This is a genomic window from Streptomyces mangrovi, from assembly GCF_900114215.1.
Taxonomy (GTDB): Bacteria; Actinomycetota; Actinomycetes; order Streptomycetales; family Streptomycetaceae; genus Streptomyces; species Streptomyces barkulensis.
Map to the genome: position 1 here is coordinate 167,404 of NZ_FOSG01000001.1, position 20,456 is coordinate 187,859.

The 20,456-nt window shown below is 74.6% G+C and carries 19 protein-coding genes; 8 read left to right on the plus strand and 11 right to left on the minus strand.

What is annotated here, in order from left to right; all coding sequences use genetic code 11:
• Positions 1-308: 308 nt before the first annotated feature.
• Together BM237_RS00710 and BM237_RS28625 are read left to right on the plus strand one after the other, a co-directional pair.
• Complete coding sequence (locus tag BM237_RS00710; protein WP_093846645.1) at positions 309-3,686, plus strand: S41 family peptidase; 3,378 nt, start codon at positions 309-311, stop codon at positions 3,684-3,686.
• 78 nt (positions 3,687-3,764) lie between these two features.
• A complete protein-coding gene (locus BM237_RS28625; RefSeq protein ID WP_107415176.1) occupies positions 3,765-3,983 on the plus strand; it encodes a hypothetical protein in 219 nt (72 codons plus the stop codon).
• 24 nt (positions 3,984-4,007) lie between these two features.
• Here BM237_RS28625 and BM237_RS00720 read toward each other — a convergent pair whose 3' ends face one another.
• Positions 4,008-4,802: an NAD(P)H-dependent oxidoreductase gene (locus tag BM237_RS00720; RefSeq protein ID WP_093846649.1), complete on the minus strand. Its 795-nt coding sequence runs from the start codon at positions 4,800-4,802 to the stop codon at positions 4,008-4,010.
• A gap of 97 nt (positions 4,803-4,899) precedes the next feature.
• Here BM237_RS00720 and BM237_RS00725 point away from each other — a divergent pair, with 97 nt between their 5' ends.
• Positions 4,900-5,808, plus strand: coding sequence for a helix-turn-helix domain-containing protein (locus tag BM237_RS00725; protein WP_093846651.1), 909 nt, complete (start codon positions 4,900-4,902; stop codon positions 5,806-5,808).
• 63 nt (positions 5,809-5,871) lie between these two features.
• On the opposite strand, the gene BM237_RS00730 is transcribed toward BM237_RS00725, so the two are convergent.
• From BM237_RS00730 to BM237_RS00740, 3 genes are read right to left on the minus strand one after another with little or no spacing between them, the layout of a single operon-like run.
• Entirely contained in the window at positions 5,872-6,768 is an 897-nt protein-coding gene (locus BM237_RS00730; protein WP_093846653.1) for an SDR family oxidoreductase, read from the minus strand.
• A complete protein-coding gene (locus BM237_RS00735; protein WP_093846655.1) occupies positions 6,768-7,742 on the minus strand; it encodes an alpha/beta fold hydrolase in 975 nt (324 codons plus the stop codon). Before BM237_RS00735 ends, BM237_RS00730 begins: the two co-directional genes overlap by 1 nt.
• Entirely contained in the window at positions 7,739-9,259 is a 1,521-nt protein-coding gene (locus BM237_RS00740) for a flavin-containing monooxygenase (protein WP_093846656.1), read from the minus strand. Before BM237_RS00740 ends, BM237_RS00735 begins: the two co-directional genes overlap by 4 nt.
• A 345-nt stretch (positions 9,260-9,604) precedes the next feature.
• Between BM237_RS00740 and BM237_RS00745 the strand changes: the two genes are divergently transcribed.
• Together BM237_RS00745 and BM237_RS00750 are read left to right on the plus strand one after the other, a co-directional pair.
• Positions 9,605-10,366: a MerR family transcriptional regulator gene (locus BM237_RS00745; RefSeq protein ID WP_093847328.1), complete on the plus strand. Its 762-nt coding sequence runs from the start codon at positions 9,605-9,607 to the stop codon at positions 10,364-10,366.
• A gap of 111 nt (positions 10,367-10,477) precedes the next feature.
• Complete coding sequence (locus BM237_RS00750; protein WP_175540833.1) at positions 10,478-11,746, plus strand: FUSC family protein; 1,269 nt, start codon at positions 10,478-10,480, stop codon at positions 11,744-11,746.
• On the opposite strand, the gene BM237_RS00755 is transcribed toward BM237_RS00750, so the two are convergent.
• Positions 11,734-12,531 carry an exodeoxyribonuclease III gene (locus BM237_RS00755; protein WP_093846660.1) on the minus strand — a complete coding sequence of 266 codons (798 nt, stop codon included), beginning with the start codon at positions 12,529-12,531 and terminating at the stop codon, positions 11,734-11,736. The two genes, BM237_RS00750 and BM237_RS00755, sit on opposite strands and share 13 nt — an antisense overlap.
• Positions 12,532-12,553: 22 nt before the next feature.
• On the opposite strand from BM237_RS00755, the gene BM237_RS00760 reads away from it, so the two are divergent.
• Both BM237_RS00760 and BM237_RS00765 read left to right on the plus strand, forming a co-directional pair.
• The gene (locus BM237_RS00760) at positions 12,554-13,033 is read left to right on the plus strand and encodes a GNAT family N-acetyltransferase (RefSeq protein ID WP_093846662.1); all 480 of its coding nucleotides are present in this window, start codon (positions 12,554-12,556) and stop codon (positions 13,031-13,033) included.
• 145 nt (positions 13,034-13,178) lie between these two features.
• Positions 13,179-14,132 carry an arylamine N-acetyltransferase family protein gene (locus BM237_RS00765; protein ID WP_093846664.1) on the plus strand — a complete coding sequence of 318 codons (954 nt, stop codon included), beginning with the start codon at positions 13,179-13,181 and terminating at the stop codon, positions 14,130-14,132.
• A 71-nt stretch (positions 14,133-14,203) separates the two neighbouring features.
• On the opposite strand, the gene BM237_RS00770 is transcribed toward BM237_RS00765, so the two are convergent.
• The 6 genes from BM237_RS00770 to BM237_RS00795 form a co-directional block, all read right to left on the minus strand.
• On the minus strand, positions 14,204-15,964 hold the full coding sequence (locus BM237_RS00770) for a COG1361 family protein (RefSeq protein WP_425443623.1): 1,761 nt from the start codon (positions 15,962-15,964) through the stop codon (positions 14,204-14,206).
• A gap of 117 nt (positions 15,965-16,081) precedes the next feature.
• Positions 16,082-16,318 (minus strand): anti-sigma factor, encoded by a 237-nt coding sequence (locus tag BM237_RS00775; RefSeq protein WP_093846668.1) that lies wholly within the window; start codon positions 16,316-16,318, stop codon positions 16,082-16,084.
• A gap of 94 nt (positions 16,319-16,412) precedes the next feature.
• Complete coding sequence (locus BM237_RS00780) at positions 16,413-17,081, minus strand: class F sortase (RefSeq protein ID WP_093846670.1); 669 nt, start codon at positions 17,079-17,081, stop codon at positions 16,413-16,415.
• A gap of 5 nt (positions 17,082-17,086) precedes the next feature.
• Complete coding sequence (locus tag BM237_RS00785) at positions 17,087-17,926, minus strand: DUF4397 domain-containing protein (RefSeq protein ID WP_093846672.1); 840 nt, start codon at positions 17,924-17,926, stop codon at positions 17,087-17,089.
• 146 nt (positions 17,927-18,072) lie between these two features.
• Complete coding sequence (locus BM237_RS00790; RefSeq protein ID WP_093846674.1) at positions 18,073-18,711, minus strand: DUF4383 domain-containing protein; 639 nt, start codon at positions 18,709-18,711, stop codon at positions 18,073-18,075.
• Between the two features lie 22 nt (positions 18,712-18,733).
• Complete coding sequence (locus tag BM237_RS00795) at positions 18,734-19,258, minus strand: sigma factor (protein ID WP_093846676.1); 525 nt, start codon at positions 19,256-19,258, stop codon at positions 18,734-18,736.
• Between the two features lie 108 nt (positions 19,259-19,366).
• Between BM237_RS00795 and BM237_RS00800 the strand changes: the two genes are divergently transcribed.
• Complete coding sequence (locus BM237_RS00800) at positions 19,367-20,455, plus strand: MerR family transcriptional regulator (protein WP_093846678.1); 1,089 nt, start codon at positions 19,367-19,369, stop codon at positions 20,453-20,455.
• Position 20,456 lies beyond the last annotated feature (1 nt).

Here is a 20,456-nt window from a genome sequence, read left to right on the forward strand (position 1 = left end):
CCGACAGGACCCCTCAGTAACAGCACGAACAGCACGCCCCACGCAGGAACAGCACTAACAGCACGAACAGCACGGCCCCGCGCAGGACCGCACAGAGCCGGGCAGCAGCCGCGCAGGCGCCGGAGGCCCCGAAAGCCCCGGAAGCCCCCTCCGGAGAAGACCGGAAGACACCCCCGCGGACGCGGCAGGCCCCGGGCCGCCCGCCCGCTCACACGCCCGCCGGTCCCCGCCGGTGAGACCCGGATCGCCGACCGCCGCGCCGCTCCCAGGAGTTGCCGCCCGCCGCCCGGCTGCCGACCATGGGAGGGATGACCGCGACCTCCGGATCCCCAGGCACCTCCGTTCCCCCCTCCCCGGACCCCTCCGGGGCGTACCTCAGGTTTCCGCACCTCCACGGCGAACTGCTCTGCTTCACCGCCGAGGACGACCTGTGGATCGCCCCGCTCGCGCCCGGGGCCGCCCGGCCGCCGCGCGCCTGGCGCCTGACGGTGGACCGCACCCGCCTCGGGCACCCGCGCTTCTCCCCCGACGGCCGCCACATCGCGTACACGAACTGGCGCAGCCTGGACCCCGAGGTGCACCTGACGCCGGTGGACGGCGGGCCGTCGCGGCAGCTGACGTACTGGGGCGCGGTGGACACCCAGGTCCGCGGCTGGACGCCCGAGGGGGACATCCTGGCCGTGGCCTCGCACGGCCAGCCGTTCTCGCACTTCGCCTGGGCCTACCGGCTGCCGACCGGCGGCGGTCCGGGCGAGAAGCTGCCCTGGGGCCCGGTGTCGGACCTCGCCGTCGCCGACCTGGCGGGAAAGCGGCGCACCCTGCTGCTGACCGGCACCCCGCCGCACGAACCGGCCTCCTGGAAGCGCTACCGCGGCGGCGCGATGGGGCGGCTGTGGCTGGAGGGCGAGCGCCTGGTGCCCGAGCTGTACGGGCATCTGGACTGCCCCATGATCGTCGGCGGCCGGATCGCGTTCCTCTCCGACCACGAGGGGGTGGGCAACCTCTACTCCTGCCTGCCCGACGGCACCGGTCTGCGCCGCCACACCGACCACGCCGACTTCTACGCACGCCACGCCTCCACCGACGGCGAGCGCGTGGTGTACCAGTGCGCGGGCGAGCTGTGGCTGGTGGACGACTTCTCGCCGCACGCGAAGCCGCGCCGGCTGCCGGTGCGGCTGGCGGGGCCGCGCGCAGGGCGCCGCGTCTACCAGGTGTCGGCCGCGGGCCATGTGAACTCCCTGGCCGTGGACACCACCGGGCGCGCCAGCGCGGTGGGGGTGCGCGGCAGCCTGTACTGGCTCACCCACCGCGACGGCCCGGCGCGGGTGATCGCCGACACCCCGGGTGTGCGGGTGCGGCTGCCGGAGATGCTCGGTTCCACCGGCCGGATCGCCTACGTCACCGACGCCGAGGGCGAGGACGCGGTGGAGATCGCCGACCTGCCGCGGGCCACCGGCGCCCGCGAGCCGGTGCGGCTGGCCGCGGGGCGGCTGGGGCGGGTGCACGAGCTGATCGCCTCCCCGGACGGCGCCACCCTGGCCGTCGCCTCGCACGACGGGCGGCTGCTGCTGGTGGACGCCGGGGACGGAAGCGGGGGCGGGGACGGGGACGGGGAGGCCACCGGAACCTCCGGGACCTCCGAAGCCGCCGGTGTCGCCGAACTGGTCCGCTCCGTCAACGGCTCCGTCCGCCACCTCGCCTTCTCCCCCGACTCCCAGTGGCTGGCCTGGGCCCATCCCGGCACCGACGGCGCGCTCACCCGCATCCGGATCGCCCGGCTGTCCGACCGCACCGTCCTGGACGTCACCGAGGGCCGCTTCGAGGACGAACAGCCCGTCTTCACCCGTGACGGCCGCTACCTCGCCTTCCTGTCCTGGCGCGGCTTCGACCCGGTATACGACGTACACACCGGCGACCTGTCCTTCCCGCTGGGCTGCCGCCCGTATCTGGTGCCGCTGTCGTCGGCCACTCCCTCGCCGTTCGCCCTCTCCCCCGAAGGCCGCCCGGCGGCCGGCGGTCTGGACCCGGACGCCCTCGGCGAGGCGGCCGGGGAGGAGGGGACGGTGCTGGTGGAGGCCGAGGGGCTGGCCAGCCGCGTCACGCCCTTCCCCGTGGCGGCCTCGAAGTACTCCTCGCTCCATCCGGTCGGCGGCGGCGGGCTGGTCTGGCTGCGCTGGCCGATCTCCGGGGCGCTGGGCGAGACCTTCGCCAACCCGGCCGACACCTCCGGCCGCCCCACCCTGGAGCACTTCGACCTGGTCAAGGCCAAGCGCACCGAGCTGACCGGCGACATCGACTGGTTCGCGGTCAGCGGCGACGGTACCCGCCTGGTGATCAACGACGAGGGCGACCTGCGGGCCGTCCCGGCCACCGAGTCCTCCGACGGCGACTCCACGACCCACCTCGACCTGCGCCGCATCCTGCACGACGCCGATCCGCGCGCCGAGTGGCGGCAGGCGTTCGACGAGGCGGGCCGGATCATGCGCTCGTACTTCTGGGACCCGGGCATGTCCGGCGTGGACTGGGACGCGATCCTGGACCAGTACCGCCCGCTGGTCGAACGGGTCGCCTCGCCGGACGAGTTCGCCGACCTGCTGCGCGAGACGGTGGGCGAGCTGGGCACCTCCCACGCGTACGTCTCGCCGGCCCGGCGCAACGAGGGACCGGCCCACTACCAGCGGCCGATCGGGCTGCTGGGCGCCGACTTCACCCGCGACGGGGAGGGCCGCTGGCGGGTGGAGCGCATCCTGCCGGGCGACTCCTCCGACTCCCGGGCCCGCTCCCCGCTGGCCGGCTCCGGCATCCGCGAGGGGGCGGTGCTCACCCACGTCGACGGACGCCCGGTGGACCCGGACGCCGGCCCGTTCCCGCTGCTGGCCGCGGCCGGCGGCACCACCGTCGAGCTGGCCTTCCTCACCCCCGACCCCGGCGACGGCCCGGACGCCGCCCCGCGGCGTCCCCGCCGCGTCGCCGCCGTCCCCCTCATCGACGAGCGCCCGCTGCGCTACCAGGACTGGGTGAGCCGGCGGCGCGCGGTGGTGCGCAGGCTCAGCGGCGGCCGGTGCGGCTATCTGCACATCCCGGACATGGGCGGCTCCGGCTGGGCGCAGTTCAACCGCGACCTGCGCATGGAGGTCTCCCGGCCCGCGCTGATCGTGGACGTGCGCGGCAACGCGGGCGGCCACATCAGCGAACTGGTCGTCGAGGCGCTGACCCGCACCATCCTCGGCTGGGACCTGGTGCGCCACTCCCAGCCGGTCAGCTACGCCTCCAACGCCCCGCGCGGCCCGATAGTGGCCCTGGCCGACGAGGCCACCTCCTCCGACGGCGACATGATCACCGCCGCGTTCCGGCTGCTGGGCATCGGCCCGGTGGTCGGCGCCCGCACCTGGGGCGGGGTGGTCGGCATGACCGGGCGCCACCGGCTCGGTGACGGCACGGTCATCACCGTGCCGATGAACGCGGCGTGGTTCGACGAGTACAAGTGGTCGGTGGAGAACCACGGCGTGGAGCCCGACATCGAGGTGCTGCGCACCCCGACGGACTGGGCCGAGGACCACCACCCGATGCTGGAGACGGCCGTGCGCACCGCGCTGGACCTGCTGGAGCGCCATCCGGCCGCCGCCCCGCCCGGCTACGACGACGTCCCCGACCGCAGCCGCCCCCCGCTGCCGCCGCGGCCGTGAACCGCCCGGTGTGCGGGGTCCGCGCGGCCGTGCCAGCCTGGTGGTGACCGACCGTTTCGACGAGTTCCGGGAGCGCGTATGGGCAAGCCGGACAAGCACTCGGACGACTCCGGGAGGCCCGGGGAGGCCCGGGGGACCCGGGAGGCCGGGGGCGGGCGCCGGGCCGTACGGGGCGCCTCCCGCGAGGGCGGCGCCCCTCCCCCGTGGCGCACGGGCCGCGACCGCGAACAGGACGCCTGGCAGCCGGCTCCGGACAGCCGTGCGGAGCGCGGCGGGGAGGACGGGCCGGGCGCGTAGCGCCGGGCGGCTGCTGCCGGGCGCTCAGCCGCGCGGACGGACGTGCAGGTCCAGACCGCTCGTCCCCGGCGCCTCCACGCCCGGCAGCAGCCGCATGCCGCGGTCGTAGTCGCCGCCGGTGAGCGACCGGTACGGAACCGGCTCGTCCGTGAAGAGCCGGTCGAGCCGCCGCCCGTACTCCCGCTTCGCCGCCTCGAACCGCTCCCGGGACAGGACGTTCGCGTCGTACACCGCGAACGGTTCGAGCGGCGCGATGCCGGTGAACCAGAACAGGCCGTGCTGGAACGGGTGGAGGAGGTCCGCCAGCCGCCCGTGCACGCCCCGGTCCGAGAAGGAGGACTCCGGGGCGCCGGCCGTCACCGACATCAGTGCCCGCCGCCCCGCCAGGACGCCCTCGCTGTAGGGCGGGGGGAGTCCGGGGCCGTGGGCGAATCCGCGGGTGAACACCCGGTCCATCCAGCCCTTCAGGATCGCGGGCACCGAGAACCACCACAGCGGGAACTGCAGGACCACCGCGTCCGACCAGCGCAGCTTCTCCTGCTCGGCGGCGATGTCCGGTGACAGCCGCCCCGTCCGGACGGCCTCCTCCGAGGCGGCCAGCAGGTCCAGCCGCCGGTCGGCGGGGTGGCCGGGGAAGTCGTCGGCGTCCACCGCCGCCCTCCACTTCATCGCGTAGAGGTCGGAGATCCGCACCTCGTGCCCGGCCCCGCGCAGGTGCCCGGCCGCGAAGGCGGTCAGGGAGGCGGTGAGCGAGCGGGGTTCGGGGTGGGCGCCGACGACGAGGATCTTCTTGCGCTGCTGCGATACGGCTTCGGTCATGCCGCCACACTCCCCCGGGCGCGTTCGGGCAGCCAGTACCCGCTTCGACCGGTGGAACGGTGGTCCTGGTACCGCGAGGGCCACCCATACTGGGCGCATGGACGGCGGGAACCTCATCGACGGGACCGGCAGGGCCGACGGGTCCGAAGGCACCGGGACCGGCAGAACCGACCGGATCGGAGACATCGACGGGATCGGTGACACCCGGCGGGCGCTCGGCGCCTTCCTGCGCGCCCGCCGGGGGCGCGTCACACCTGAACAGGTCGGCCTCCCCGGCGGCCGCCGGCGGCGGGTGCGCGGGCTGCGCCGCGAGGAGCTGGCCCAGCTCGCCGGGATCAGCGTGGACTACTACGTACGCCTCGAACAGGGCCGGGCCACCCAGCCCTCCCCCGAGGTGCTCGACGCGCTCGCCGGGGCACTCGGCCTCGACGCGGCGGAGCGCGGGCACCTCGACACCCTGACCGCGGGCCGGCACGGGCCCGCGCCCCGCACCCGGGTCAGTCCCCTGCTTCGGCGGATCCTGGACTCCATGGCCCATCTGCCGGCCTTCGTGACCAACCACCGCACCGACGTGGTGGCCTGGAACGAGCTGGGCGCCGAGCTGATCGGCGGCCTGGGCGGCCCCGGCCGCCGCGAGCGGAACCAGGCCCGGTACCTCTTCCTGGATCCCGCCTCCTCCCGGGCCGTCTTCCCCGACTGGGAGGACAGGGCGGTGGAGGCGGTGGGCCAGTTGCGGGTCGCCACGGGGCGCTATCCCGAGGACCGGGAACTCGCCGCGCTCCTCGCCGAACTGTCCGCGCACAGCTCCGATTTCCGGCGGATCTGGGCCACCGGGGAGGTCGTGATGTGCACGGCGGGGCGCAAACGGCTGCGGCACCCGGCGGCCGGACTGATCACCCTGGACTACGAGACCCTGCACATACCGGCCGCCCCCGGCGAGACCGGCCTGGTGCTGCACGTGTTCGGCGCCGGGGAGGACGACCGGGCGGGGGCGGACGGGACATGACCGGCCTCCGTCCGCCCACCGCGCGGGTTCACCCGTTTCCGCGCCTGAGCGGCCTTCTGTGCCTCAGCCCTCCGTGCGCTCCGTGCGCTCCTTCTCGTCCGCCGCGCCGCCCGCGCCGACCAGGCCGCGCGGACCGCCGCCGGAGGCGGCCAGGCGGGGCGCGAAGTGCTTCATCTCACGCTGGCCGACCCGGCCGATGACCCCGGGCAGGTAGCCGCGGATCGACTGCATGCCGCGCAGCCACCACTGCCCGTAGACGTGGAACGAGCGCCGCTCGATGCCCGTGACGATCCGGTCCACCGCCGGGCCCAGCGGGTAGGTCCTGCCGGCCGGCCAGGGCAGCCGGCCGCGCAGGTCGCGCAGCACCTCGTCCTGGTCGGCGCCGCGCACCATGTCGGTGTCGGTCCAGCTCAGGTAGCCGACGCCGACCCGCACCCCCTGGTAGCCGACCTCCGCGCGCAGGCTGTGGGCGAAGGCCTCCACGCCCGACTTGGAGGTGCAGTACGCCGTCATCATCGGGGCCGGGGTGAGCGCGGCGAGCGAGGCGATCTGGAGCAGGTAGCCGCGCGACTCGATCAGGGCGGGCAGGAAGGCGCGGGCGGTGGTGGCGCTGCCCAGCAGGTTGACCTCGATGACCCGGCGCCAGGCGGTCTCGTCGGAGTCGGTGAAGGGGCCGCCGGTGGCCACGCCCGCGTTGGCGACGACGATGTCCACCGCGCCGAAGCGCTCGCGCACCTCGCGGGCCACCCGGGACATGGCCGCGTGGTCGGTGACGTCGGCGTGCCAGTGCGCGGAGTCCGTCGGCAGCGTCTCACCGACCTTCTTCAGTTCGTCCGGCTCCAGCCCGACCAGCGCGAGCCGCGCCCCGCGCGCCGCCAGCTTGCGGGCGAGGAGTTCGCCCACGCCCCGGGCCGCGCCCGTCACCACCGCGACCTGACCCTGGAGGTCCCTGCGTGCCATTACGCGCTCTCCTTCCCGGCCGGCGCCTGGGCCGGCGGTGTGTTCCGCTGTTCGGCTTCCCGCCGTACGCCGTCCGCCAGGTGGTCGCGCACCAGCGCGGCCACCGCGCCGGTGACGGCGTCGGGGTCCTCCAGGGGCGTCATGTGCCCCAGGCCGGGCAGTTCGGTCAGGCCGGTGCAGTTCGGCAGCGCCTCGGCGAGGCGGCGGGAGAGCACCGGCGGGGTGAGCCGGTCCTTCTCGCCGGCGATGACGCCGACGGGCAGGTCCAGGGAGGCGAGGTTGGCGTCCAGGTCCAGCACGGCCAGGACCTTCCGGGCCCAGAAGGCACGCACGGTGCGCGGGCAGGCGTGGACGATGCGGGCGCACGCCTGAACCTGCTCCTTCGTCGCGCCGGGCCCCATGGTGGCGTACCGCAGGACGCGCATGCCCAGTGGCGTCACCGGCCCCAGCGGCAGGCTGGAGCCGAGGACGGCCTTCTGGATCCGGTGGCGCAGCCTCCCCGCTCTCAGCGGAGCGACGGTGGACTCGTCCAGCAGCCGGGAGCTGCCGGTGTTGCACAGCAGCGCGGCGGCGACGCGCTCGCGCAGCTGCGGGCGCCCGGCGGCGGCCATGACCGTCATGCCGCCCATGGAGTGCCCGGCGACGACCGCCCGGGACCCGGCCGTGTCCAGGACGGCGCACAGGTCGTCGGCGAGGGCGTCGGTGCTGTAGCCGTCGGGGCCGACGGCCGGGGAGCGGCCGTGGCCGCGCTGGTCGTAGACGAACACCCGGTGGTCGTCGGCCAGCCGCCGGACCACGGGGCCCCAGAAGGCGGTCGAGCAGGTCCAGCCGTGCACCAGGACGACGGTCGGCCCGTCCTCGCGCCCGTGCTCCTCGACGTGCAGCCGGGAGCCGTCGGCGGAGGTCACGGTCAGCTCTCGGCGGGGGGTGGGCGGGGCGTACGGCCCGCCGGTCGCTCGGGGTCCACGGCTCATCGGGTCGCCTCCGCCTTCCGCTGTCCGGAGCGGGCCGGGGCCCGCAGCACCTCGTACTCGGCCAGGTCCACGCGCCTGGTCACCTTCCTGAACTCGCCGGTCGTGCCCGGCCACACGGTGGTGTTGCGGCCGTTGGCGTCCAGATACCAGCTGTCGCAGCCGCCGGTGTTCCACACGGTGCGCGTCATCCGCCGCTGGACGTGGTCGGTCCACGAGCGCACCGCCTCGGGGCGGGCGTCGAGCGCGGCCCGGCCGCCCGGTCCGGCGGTGAGCGTCCCCAGTTGCCCGAGGTAGTCGATCATGTAGTTGAGCTGCGCCTCGATCATGAGGATCATCGAGCTGTTGCCGAGGCCGGTGTTGGGCCCGATGACGGTCATGAAGTTGGGGAAGCCCGTGGCCGTGGAGCCGCGCAGCGCCTCCATGCCGTCCTTCCAGGCCTCGGCCAGCGTGATGCCCCCCGCGCCGGTGATCCGCCGGGCGACCGGCATGTCGGTGACGTGGAAGCCGGTGCCGAAGATCACCGCGTCCACCTCGGTCCCGGTGCCGTCGGCGGCCACCAGGGTGTTGCCGCGCACCTCCTTCAAACCGGAGGCGACCACGTCCACGTTGGGCTGGACCAGGGCCGGATAGTAGGTGTTGGACAGCAGGATGCGCTTGCAGCCGATGCGGTAGTCGGGGGTCAGCCTGGCGCGCAGCACCGGGTCCTTGACGACCTTGGTCATGTGGTGCCTGGCGAGTTTCTCCACCAGGCCGAGCTGTGCGGGGTGCTTGGTGAAGGCGCCGACCTGGAACTCCCTGATCAGCCAGAGCATCTGGCGGCGCAGCGCGCGCGTGGGGGGCACCTTGGCGTGCAGCCAGCGCTCGGCTCCGGTGATCTCCCGGTCCATGCGCGGCATGACCCACGGCGGGGTGCGCTGGAAGAGGGTGAGTCTGTCCACCAGTGGCTGGATCGAGGGGACGATCTGGATGGCGGAGGCGCCGGTGCCGATCATGGCGACGCGCTTGCCGCGCAGGTCGTAGTCGTGGTCCCACTGGGCGGAGTGGAAGACCTTGCCGGTGAAGCCGTCCAGGCCGGGGATGTCGGGGATCTTGGGGTCGGAGAGCGGGCCGGTGGCCGAGACGAGCATGTCGGCGGTCAGGGTGCCGCGGGCGGTCTCGATCTCCCAGTGCAGCGCCCCGGTGTCCCAGCGGGCGCTCAGCACCTCGGAGTTGAAGCGGATGTGGGGGCGCAGCCCGAAGGTGTCGGTGACCTTCTCCAGGTAGGCGCGGATGTGCTCCTGCCCGGAGAAGTTCCGCGGCCAGTCGGGGTTGGGCGCGAACGAGAACGAGTAGAGGTGGGAGGGCACGTCGCAGGCGCACCCGGGGTAGCTGTTGTCGCGCCAGGTGCCGCCCACGGAGTCGCGGCGCTCCAGTACGGCGAAGTCCGTGATGCCCGCGCGGCGCAGTCGTACGGCGGCGCCCAGGCCGCCGAATCCCGACCCGATCACCGCCACCCGTACGTGTTCGTGTCCGGCCATGCCGCCTCCCGACTCCGGTGTGTCCTGCTTGCTGTCCTGCGTGTTGCTGTCCTGCGTGGTCTCACCCGCGAAACATGCCAGTAATCACTGGCATGGTTGGAGAGTAGAACAGGAACGTACCCATGGGTAGGGGTGCGGCAGGGGAAAGTTACCGCTGGTTGCACCCCTGGCCCGGACGTCCGGCCGCCGGCGCCGCATAGGCTCTCCGGTGTGGCGGACAGAACATCGGCGGACAGCGGACGGACGGACGGCGCGGCGCACACGCGGACCGGACCGGAAGGAGACGGCACGGCCCCGCCCGCCGAGTACCGCACGGCCGAACTCGCCGGGGCGGCCGGCATCACCATGCGCACCCTGCGGTTCTACCGCGAGCGCAGACTCCTCCCGCCGCCGCGCCGCGAGGGCCGCATCGCCTGGTACAACGAGCACCACCTCAACCGGCTGCGGACGATCTCCGCACTGCTGGCCCGCGGCCACACCCTCGGCGGGATCGCCGACCTGATCGACGCCTTCGAGAAGGGCCGGGACGCGGGCGGCGCGGCCGAACTGCTCGGCCTGGAGAGCGCGCTGGTCTCCCCCTGGTCCGAGGAGACCCCCGTCCGCCTCACCCCCGAGGACCTGGCCGCGCACTTCCCCGACGAGGTCACCTCCGACAACCTCGCCGCCGCCCTGAACCTGGGCTACGTCGCCGTCGACGGCGACGAGGTCGTCCACGTCAGCCGCCGCCTGCTCGACGCCTCCACCGCCCTGGTGGGCGAGGGCATCCCGCTGGGGGCCGTGCTGGAGGCCGGGCGCGTGGTGCGCGAGCACGCCGACGCCGTCGCCGACCTGTTCACCAACCTCGTCCGCGCCCATCTGTTCACCGGCGTCCGCGAGCTCTCCCCCGACGACCTCCGCCGCCTGTCGGACGTGATGGACCGGCTGCGCCCGCTGGCCAAGCAGGTGGTCGACGTCGAACTGGCACTGGCCATGGACCGCCGCGTCCGCGCGGAGCTGGAGAGCTGGTCGCGGCCGGACGGGCCGGACAGGGGGACGGGAACGGGGCCGGGCGGGGAACCCGGAGGACCGGGAGCGGGCGGGGAGCCGGGGAGCCCGTCCGGCGACTGACCGGCGACCGGCCGGTGGCCGACCGCTGGCCGACCGGTGCCCGCCCCTTTTGTCGCGCCATGCTCGTTAAGTGCATGTATGACCGCCGTCCGCGCGGCAACCCGTATCCCGATGGTGCACACACAGTCCGGGTCCACGTCGCGTTCCGACCACCCCTCCCCCACGACCCGCGCCGTACGCGCGGTGCGGGCCGAGGCCGTCTGGGGCGGCCGCTCCCTGCACCGCGCCTGGCAGGGACCGGGCCGGGAGCGCGACGCCGTCGTCCAGTCCCTCAAGGCCGCGCTCGCCGCCGTCCTGGCCTGGCTGGCCGCCGCCTGGCTGCTGCCCGACGCCTTCGCCCTGATGGCGCCCTGGGTGGCGGTGGTCCTGGTGCAGGCCACCGTCTACCGCTCGGTGTGGCAGGGGCTCCAGCAGACGATGGCGATCACCGTCGGCACGGTGCTCGCCGCGGCTCTGGTCATCCCGTTGGGCCATCCGGTACTGGTGATGATCCTCGTCCTGCCCGTCACCACCCTGCTGGGCAACTGGCCGCGCTTCGGCGCCCAGGGCATCTACGCCTCCACCGCCGCACTGTTCACCCTCGTCCCCGGCGAGGCCACGCTCGACTCGGCCGTCTCCCGCGTCCTGGCCGCCCTGCTGGGCACTGCCGTCGGCGTCGGCGTCAACGCGCTGCTCCTGCCGCCCATCCATCTGCGCAGCGCGCGCGAGGCGGTGGACTCCGCCGTCCGCGAGGCGCGGGAGATCGTCACCGAGGTCGCGGACGGCCTGGACGAGCCCTGGGAGTACGACCGCGTCCGCGCCTGGTACGACCGGGCCTGCCGGCTGCCCCGGCTGATCCGCGGCGTGGAGTCCGCGGTCGGCTGGAGCCGCGAGAGCATGCGTCTCAACCCCGAGAGCCGCCGCCGCGCCGAGGCGGCACGGCTGACGGCGGTGTACGAGGAGACCCTGGCCACCCTGGAGGACGTCGCCGAACGCCTCACCGCCTTGACCCGGACCCTGCTGGAGGCCGCCGACGAGGGCGACGACGTACCCCGTCCCGGCCACGAGGTCACCCGCCCGTACGCCGGCTTCCTCAACCGGGTGGCCGCCGCCCTGGACGCCTACGGGCGCACGGTCACCGGCGACGCCCCCGAGACGGCCCGCCGCGAACTGCGCGAGGCCGTCGGGGAGATCCGCGTCGAGCAGGACCGGCTCCGCGCCGAGCTCCCCCGGCACGCCACCGCCGTACCCGACGGGCTGTCGGTGCTGGGCCCCCTGCTGGCGGAGTCCCGCCGGCTGGCCACGAGCCTCCTGCCGGGCGGGCGCGGCGAGGGCGGCGCGGGCAACGGGGACGGGGACGACGGCGACGGGGGCGGCGCCTCCGGCCGTCAGGGCGCGTAGACGGCCGTCACCGGCGCGTGGTCGCTCCACCGGCCCGCGTGGTCGGCCGCGCGCTCCACGTACGCCTTCACCGCCCGCCGCGCCAGCGGCTCGGTGGCGACGTGAAGGTCGATCCTCCACCCTGCGTCGTTGTCGAAGGCACGGCCCCGGTAGGACCACCACGAGTACGGCCCGTCCTGGTCCGGGTGGAGGCGGCGGACGACGTCGGCGTAGCCGGCCTCGTCGAAGACCCGGCCGAGCCAGGCGCGCTCCTCGGGCAGGAAGCCGGAGTTCTTCCGGTTGGCCTTCCAGTTCCTGATGTCGGCCTCCTGGTGGGCGATGTTCCAGTCGCCGCAGACCAGGACCTCACGGCCGGCCGCGGCGGCGCGCTCGCGCAGCCCGGCCAGATAGGGCAGGAAGGCCGCCATGAAGCGCTCCTTCTCCTCCTGCCGCTCGGTACCGGCCTCGCCCGAGGGCAGGTAGAGGCTGGCCACGGTCAGGCCCGGCAGATCCACCTCCAGATAGCGGCCGGAGTCCGTGAACTCGCTCACCCCGAACCCCACCCGCACCTCCTCGGGCGCACGCCGGGTGAGCACCGCCACGCCCGCGCGCCCCTTGGCGGCGGCGGGGGCGTACACCGCGTGCCAGCCCTCCGGATCGCGTACCTCGCCGGGGAGTTGGTCCGGCTCGGCGCGCACCTCCTGCAGGCACACCACATCCGCCTCGGTGGCGGCCAGCCACTGGGTGTAGCCCTTCTTCGCGGCGGCGCGCAGCCCGTTCACATTGACCGTCGAAATCGTCAGCACCCCGGCACCTTACGATGCGGACATGCGCATCACGCCCGTCGCCTACGACCACCCCGACGCCGCGAAGCTCACCGATCTGGTGCAGCTGGAGTACGCCGAGCGCTACGGCGGCGAGGGCGACGTCACACCGCTGGACCCCGGGATGTTCTCGCCGCCCGGCGGCCTGTTCCTGATCGCGTACGACGAGCGGGACCGGCCCGTGGCCACCGGCGGCTGGCGGGCGATGGACGAGAACGGGGAGAACTACCGCGACGGCGACGCCGAGCTCAAGCGGATGTTCGTGATCCGCGAGGCGCGGCGCCAGGGGCTGTCCCGCCGCATCCTGGCCCTGCTGGAGGAGGACGCGCGGGAGGCGGGGCGGCTGCGGATGGTGCTGGAGACCGGCACCAAGCAGCCGGAGGCGATGGCGCTGTACGAGTCGAGCGGCTACACGCTCACCGAGAAGTTCGGGGTCTACCGCCACGAGCCCGACAGCCGCTGCTACGCCAAGCCCCTGCGCTGAGCCTCCGCGCCGAGGCTCGGCGCCAGGGCTCCGCGAGGGACCGGCTGCTCCTTGACCTCAAGCCCGCTTGAGGTCATACGTTCGTTCGTGCAGGCCGGCGCCCGCCGACCCGCGCGGACGTACACGACGGGGAGGACGTACGGCTATGACGGACGCCGAGAGCACGGACGCGGAGAACACCGGCGAGGACGGCTCGGACCGGCGCTGGAACGGCGCGGAGCTGGATCTGGACGCCTATCTGGCCCGGATCGGCCACACCGGGGACCGCTCCCCCACCGAGGCGACCCTGCGCGCCCTGCACCGCGCGCACGTGCTGGGCATCCCCTTCGAGAACCTGGAGATCGTCCTGGGCCGGCCGGTCCCGCTCGGCCTGCCCGCCCTCCAGGACAAGATCGTGCGCCGGGCGCGCGGCGGCTACTGCTTCGAGCACGCCCGGCTCTTCGCCGCCGCCCTGGAGCGGCTGGGCTTCGGCGTCGGCGGCCTCACTTCCCGGGTGGGCATGGGCTCGGGCCGCGTACGCCCCGCCACGCACGCCCTCCTGCGCGTGGAGACGGCCGGGACGGCGGACACCGGACGGGTGTGGATCTGCGACGTCGGCTTCGGAGGCAGTCCGCTGGAGCCGGTCGAGCTGGCCGACGGCGCGCGGACCTCCGGCAGCGGATGGGAGTTCCGGCTGGAGCGCACCGTCACCCCCCTGGGCGCGACCGCAAAGGCCCGGGAGTGGGTGCTGCACGAGCGGCGCGGGGCCGGGGATGACTGGTGCGACCTGCACACCTTCACCCTGGACCCGCGGTACGCGATCGACTGGGAGGTGGGCAGCCACTACGTCTCCACCCATCCCCGCTCGCCGTTCGTCCGGCGCCCGATCGTCCAGCGCACCGGCCCGGACGTCCGCCAGGCGCTGTACGGCACGAGCTGGGTGACCACCGCCCGCGCGGACGGCTCGCGCCGGGTGCGGGAGCTGAGGCCGCGCGAGGTGCCCGAGGTCCTGCGGGACGTCTTCGGCATCGGGCTGGACGCGGCCGACGCCGAGGCGCTCGCCGGCGCCGTGGAACGCCTTCCCGCCGACGGCGGTCCGATCGGCGTACCGGCCGGCTGAGGGCATGCGCACGGGGGTGCGCCCGCCGGTTCCGGCGGGCGCACCCCCGTGTGTTGCGGGAGCGCGGTCGGTCAGGCCGCCGCGCCGCCCGTACCGTCCGCGCCGGCGCCCGCCGCGCGGCGGCGGCGCACGATCACCACGGCCGCGCCGCCCGCGGCCAGCAGGAGCAGGGCGAGTCCGCCCGCCGTCAGCGCGGTCGTGCCGGTGGAGGCCAGGCTGCCGTCCGCGCTCTCGCCGCCGGAGGTGCCGTCGGAGGTCCCGGCGGAGCCGGTGGAGCCGCCGTCGCCGTCGCCCTTGCCGCCGTCCTCACCGCCGTTCCTGCCGTCACCGTCGCCGCCGCCCTTGCCTTCGGAGCCGGAGCCGGAGCCGCCCGTGCCGCCGGTGGAGTCGCCGTCGCCGGGGGTCTCCTCGTCGCCGGTGCCGTTGAGCACGATCCAGCCGTCGTCGTTGGCGGGGTTCCCCTCCCAGGGGTTGTCCCACTTGGGCATGTGGATCCGGCCCCTGGCGCCCTCGACGACCTCGTCGATCCGCAGCTCGAAGGCGAAGTCCTCCCGGCTGTCCTCCAGCATCGGGGTGTCGGCCCAGCACAGGTAGCTGTCGGGCTGCTCCACGCCCTCGATGTTGTGCGGGCCGCAGGCCCTGGGCGCCTTGGCCACCGTCGCGCCCTCGGGGATGTCCACGGTGAAGCCGATGGGCTCGCCGCCCGCGCGCAGCGACCCGATCCAGCCCGGGCCGCGGTTGTGCATGGCGACGTCCACCGCCACCGTCTCGCCCTTCTTCCCGTCCGCCCGGTCGCCGGTGAGGTCCAGGTCGTAGGTGTTCTTCCTCGGGAAGTCGAGCTCGGCGTACCGGGCGTAGTCGCCGCCGCCCTCCGCCTGCCTGATCGTCAGCTCGGCGCCCTCGCCCTGGCGGTAGTCACCGTCCGCGCGCAGCCGGTCCGCCTCCTCGGGGGAGAGGGCGGTGAAGCTGTAGGAGAAGATGTCGTGGAGCGCGAAGTCGGCGGTCCTCACCTTCACCGGCTCGCCGACCTCGTAGGAGGCGCCCTTCTCGAAGGTGCCCTCGAAGGCGCACAGGGCGACGTGCCGCATCCGGATCAGGTTGTCCTCGTTCTCCACGGCGTACGCGCAGTTGCCGTACTCCTCGGGGAAGGACAGTCCGCGCGAGCCCGTGAACCGCAGGACGGCCCCGTCGGCGGCCATGCCGCCTGTGTTGCGGAAGCCCAGCGGGGCCTCGAAGGTGTCGCCGGCGGCGAAGCCCTCGGGCTCGGTGAGCGTGCGCATGCGGAACTCGGGGCCGCCGACGAGGACGTCGATGCTGTGCTCGGTGAACTCCAGTCCCTCGCCCTCGCCGGTGACGGTGATGGTGCCGGTGTCCCCGGCCTCGCTCTCCGCGCCGGGCGCGAGGCCGATCCACCAGCTCGGGTTGTGGTCCCCGCCCGCGTAGACCGTGTACTGGGAGCAGACGGCCACCAGTCCGTCGGCTTCGCAGGGCAGCTTCACGTCCGCGACGCCCTCCAGGCCGGTCGCGTCGATGGTGACGGTGTACTCCCCCTGGTGGATGGGGGGAATGACGCCCTCGTGGTCGGGATCGACCTCGCCGGGTGCCTTGAGCCCCACCTCGATCTGTGCCTCGCCCTCGGCGGGCTTCCCCGCCTGGAGCGACAGGTCGAACGAGTCGGGCCCGGTGAAGGCCACCGGGATCGGCGCGGCGCCTCCGGGCTCCTCCGCGTTGGCCGTGCCGACGGTGCCGGCGGCCAGCATTCCGGCGACGGTCAGGCCGCCGACGGCCCGCTGCCACAGTCTGTGCCTCGAGTGGCGTCGCACTCTTCGCATCTCCTCGGTGGTCGGAACTGTCCGGGCGCGCACGGCGCGTACGCGATGCGCACGCTTCGCTCTCCGCGCCCGGGTTCCCCGACCTCCGGGCCCCCGGCGGGGTTGCCCACGCCGAGGTCACGTCCCGGTCTCGTTTCGGTTACCCGCGGTACACCCCGTCGCCGGTGTTCGCGGCGGACCGGTGCCGTCGGCGGGGGCGGCGCGGCGGGCGGTGTCCGCCAGTTCCCGCGGGGCCGCCAGCTCCTCGCGGCAGGCGGCGCAGTGCTCCAGATGCCGCTCGGCGGCACGGGTCTCCTGTTCGGAGGCCTCTTCGAAGGCGAGCGCGGCCGACAGGGTGGGGTCACAGCGGTCCACGCCGTCCTCCTCCTCGCCGTGCCGCCGTGCCGCCGTGGCGGCCTGTCGCCGGACCGTACCGTGCCGGCGGCCCGGCCCCGGTCGCCCCCGAGCCTCACCCCCCGGCGGGGACGGCGTACACCAGCAGGTTCTTCTGGTAACCGCCGCTCTCCCGGTCGTACGGGGGCGCACAGGTGACCAGGGTCAGCACCGGCCGTCCGTCGCGCCGGAACACCTCGTCGGGGAGGCTGTCCTGGTCGACCACCTCACGGGCCGTCACCTCGTACCGCAGCGGCGGGGCGCCCTGGCGCTCGACGGTGATGTCGTCGCCCTCGCGGACGCCGTACAGCTTGGCGAAGGCGCCCAGGTCGCCGGTGCGGTCGTCGACATGGCCGACGACGACGGCGGAGCCGGCGGGCGCACCCGGCGCGGGGCCGTAGCGGTACCAGCCGGCCTGCCCGGCGTCCTCGGGGATCTCCACCGTGCCGTCGTCCTCGACCCCGACGTCCTGGACGCGGGCGTCCAGGGAGAGCCGGGGGATGCTCAGGGCCACCGGCTCGGGGGCGGACGCGCCGCCCCCGTCGTCCGCCTCGCTGTCGTGGACCTCGAACGGCGCCCCGGCCGCGGGCTCCTGGGCCCGCGGCCGGTCGCCGAAGTCCTGCGGCACCACGGCTCCGGACGGCCGCAGCGACCAGGCCAGCAGCGCCGCCAGGACGACGGCGACCACCGCGGCGGCCGTCACGGCCGCCGCGGAGGGCCGCCCACCCCCGATGAGGGCACGCATGGCCGTCAGTTGTCCCTGGCGTAGCGGCGGCGGGCGGCCAGCAGACCGGCGACCGCGACGGCGCCCGCGGTGCCCCAGGTCAGCCAGGCGGTGGCGGACTCGTTGTCCGCGGCCATCGCACCGCTCTCACCGGCGTCCACGCCGCCCGGCGCGGAGGCCATGCCGCTGATCGTCTGCGTCTTCAGCGCGAGGTTCTCGTCCTCGGCGCTGCCCCAGGCGTAGACGACGGTGTTGGCGCCCTCACCGAGTTCCAGGTCGGCGGGGCCTATGGCCACGGTATCGGTCCCGGCGAGGACCACGTCGGCGCTCACCGTACCGGCGGGCACCTCCAGCGACTCCTCGTTGGGGTTGGTCAGGCCCTCGATGACCGGTTCCCCGCCGGCGCGGACGTCCACGGCCGGAGCGGCGGCCACATGGCGGACGGTCAGCCGGGACTGCCCGGCGGGGACGTCGGAGGTGTCGTTGACGAAGGTGGTGAGCATGGGGTCGCCCTCCGCGCTCAGGTGTGCGGCGAGCGTGGCGTTCGCGCCGGCCGGGACCTCGACGCTCTCCTGGATGGCGGGGTCGCCGTCGGGGCCCTCGCCGTCCGCGAAGATCTCGATGTCGTAGGTGCCCGGGTCCAGGGACTGCGGCTCGGTCAGGGTGCCGGGCTCGAAGTCGGGGAGCAGCTCGTTGCCGTTGGCGTAGACGTCGACGGTGAGGCCGGGGACGCCGTGGAAGACCGAGACCGATGCCTTCTCGCCCTGCGTGTGGTTGTCCGCGGAGGCGGGGACGGCCACGGCCAGGGACAGTGCGCACGCACCGGCGGTGACGGAGGCGATCTTCCTGCTGCGCGAGTTCATCATCGGGATTTCCCTTCGTGGGAGCCCCGCTCGGACGCGGGACTTCACCCTCTCTTCCGGACTGCCGGCCCTTTCGGATGCACTTCGCGACGGATTCCACGGATTGACGGTCCGTCGCCTGTTGTGGGGGTTGGTCGGTCGGCGTGCCACTACGCCCTTCCTCGGGCGCTTTCACGGGCGCTTTCACGGTGATTGTCACGGTTCAGAGCGGGCCGGTCCGGGCCGGTTCCCCGCATTCCCCCTGCTCCGAGGGCCTCGGGGGTGCGGCCCGGTGCGCCGATCCCCGCTGCCGCCAGGCGGCGCCTGCGCTCCTCCTCGGCGGCAGCCTGCTCAGGGTGGCGCCTGAGCCAGTATGGGTTGTCGTGCGACAGTCCGCCACTTATCCGCCCATACATCCCGAATGTGCCGATGACCAGGCCCATCAGGAAGCTGAAGATGACGTTGGGCATGCGGAACGCCAGGATGTTGGCGGACGTCTCCAGCAGGGCCAGGTTGACGAAGCCGCTGAGGATGAACAGCACGCCGACCGTCATGTTGAGCGTGGAGGCGAAGTTGCCGCCGATGACCGCTCCGGCGATCAGGAGCGTTCCGACGGTCACCGAGATCAGGCTCAGCAGGCCGTTGCTGGACAGCCCGGCTATCTCGGAACCGGTGGTGTCGAAGAAGTCGAGCCGGTTGGCGAATCCGAGGATCCCGAAGACCAGCAGGATGACGCCGCTGACGGCGGCTCCGTAGCGGTAGACACGGGCCAGCCGGTGGTCCATGGGCAGTTCGTCCCGGATGTTCATGGTTGCCGTCTCCTCACGGGAGTCAACGGAGGGTCACAGGGGGTACCGGACGGCGCGTGGGCGGCCCGGCCGGCGCGTGGGCGACCAGGAGGCGGTCCGGGACCTCGTCCGGATGGGGTCCGGCCACGGCGGGTGGGAACGTGGAGCCCGCCGCGGCCGGCTCGCGGCGCCGGGCGCGGGCGGTCGGCGCGTCGGCCGCCACCTTGCGGGTGATGCCGACGAGCCGGCCGGGCAGTGTGCCGCGCTCGGGCCGGTAGGTGTCCCGGCCGCGCCAGGCGGCCGGGAAGGCCTGCTGGATGACGTCCTCCGCGTCCTGGCGGTCGCCCAGGACGCGGGCGGACAGGACGCGGGCGGACAGGGTGTGGACGAGCGTGCCCCGGCGTTCGAGGAGTTCGGCCAGGGCCCATTCCTCGCCGCCCGCCAGGGCATTGGCCAGATCTTCCTCGGAGGCGGCCGCGCCTTGGGGGGCCGGCCGGCGCGGCCGCGTGAGCGTGTCCGGGCGGAGGGTCGTACGAGGGGCCGCCACCTGGACCGTCGCGAGCGTCATGGCTTCGCTCCTCCCACCGGGCGCGGGGTGCGCTTCGGTGGTTCCACGGTGGAGCGCATGACGATTGACGGCAAGTTGCATCGTTTCTGCGTCGACTACCCTGGACGCATGGCGGATGCTCCGGAAACCGATGACCGCCTGCCCGGGCAGGCAGTGCCCGGGCAGGCGGGACTCAGCACCGGCGCCGTCGCCCGGCGGCTGGGCGTCGCGCCCACCACCCTGCGCTCGTGGGACCGGCGGTACGGGCTGGGGCCGAGCGTCCGGGAGGGCGGCAGGCACCGGCGGTGGTCGCCGGGGGACATCGCGGTGCTGGAGGCCATGTGCCGTCTGACCGCCTCCGGCGTGCCCCCGGCGGAGGCCGCCCGCCAGGCGCGCGCCGCCGTCTCCCCCGGCCCGGCGGCCCCCGCGCCCGCGCGGCCCGCACACCCCACGGAGTCCGCATCACCCGCGGAGCCCGCCGAACCACCCTCCGTACCGGCCCGCGCGGGCGGCGGCAACACCCTGCCCGTGGGCGGCAGCGTGAGCCGGGAGTGCCGGGGGCTGGCCCGCGCGGCCGTACGCCTGGACGCCCCCGCCCTCGACGACCTGCTGGACCGGGCGATCGCCGCGCACGGCGTGGCCGGCGCCTGGGAGGAGGTGATCATGCCCACCCTGCGGGCGGCGGGCCGCAAGTGGGTCACCTCCGGCGAGCGCTACGTGGAGGTGGAGCACCTGCTGTCCTGGCACGTCTCCTCGGCCCTGCGCCGTGTGACGGTCCGGCCGCGCCCCGCCTCCCGCGCACCCTCCGGACCATCCGCGCCCTCCGCCCCGGTGCTGCTGGCCTGCGCGCCCGACGAGACCCATACCCTCCCGCTGGAGGTCCTGGCCGCCGCACTGGCCGAACACGGCGCCGGCATCCGGATGTTCGGCGCCTCCGTCCCGGCCGGGGCGATGGAGGAGGCGGTGCGGCGCACCGGGCCGTCCGCCGTCGTCCTGTGGTCCCAGACCCGCCGTACCGCCGATCCCGTCCTGGTCCGCCGGGTGCGCGCCACCGCCTGGGGCGTGCGCGGCGCCCGCGTGCGCCCCGCCGTACTGGTCGCCGGGCCGGGCTGGCGGGGGCTGCGCCTGCCGGGCATCGCCCGCCCCCGCGGCCTGCGCGACGCGCTCGACATGCTGACCGCCCCGCCGGAACCCCGGCCGCCGGACCGCCCGGCCTGAC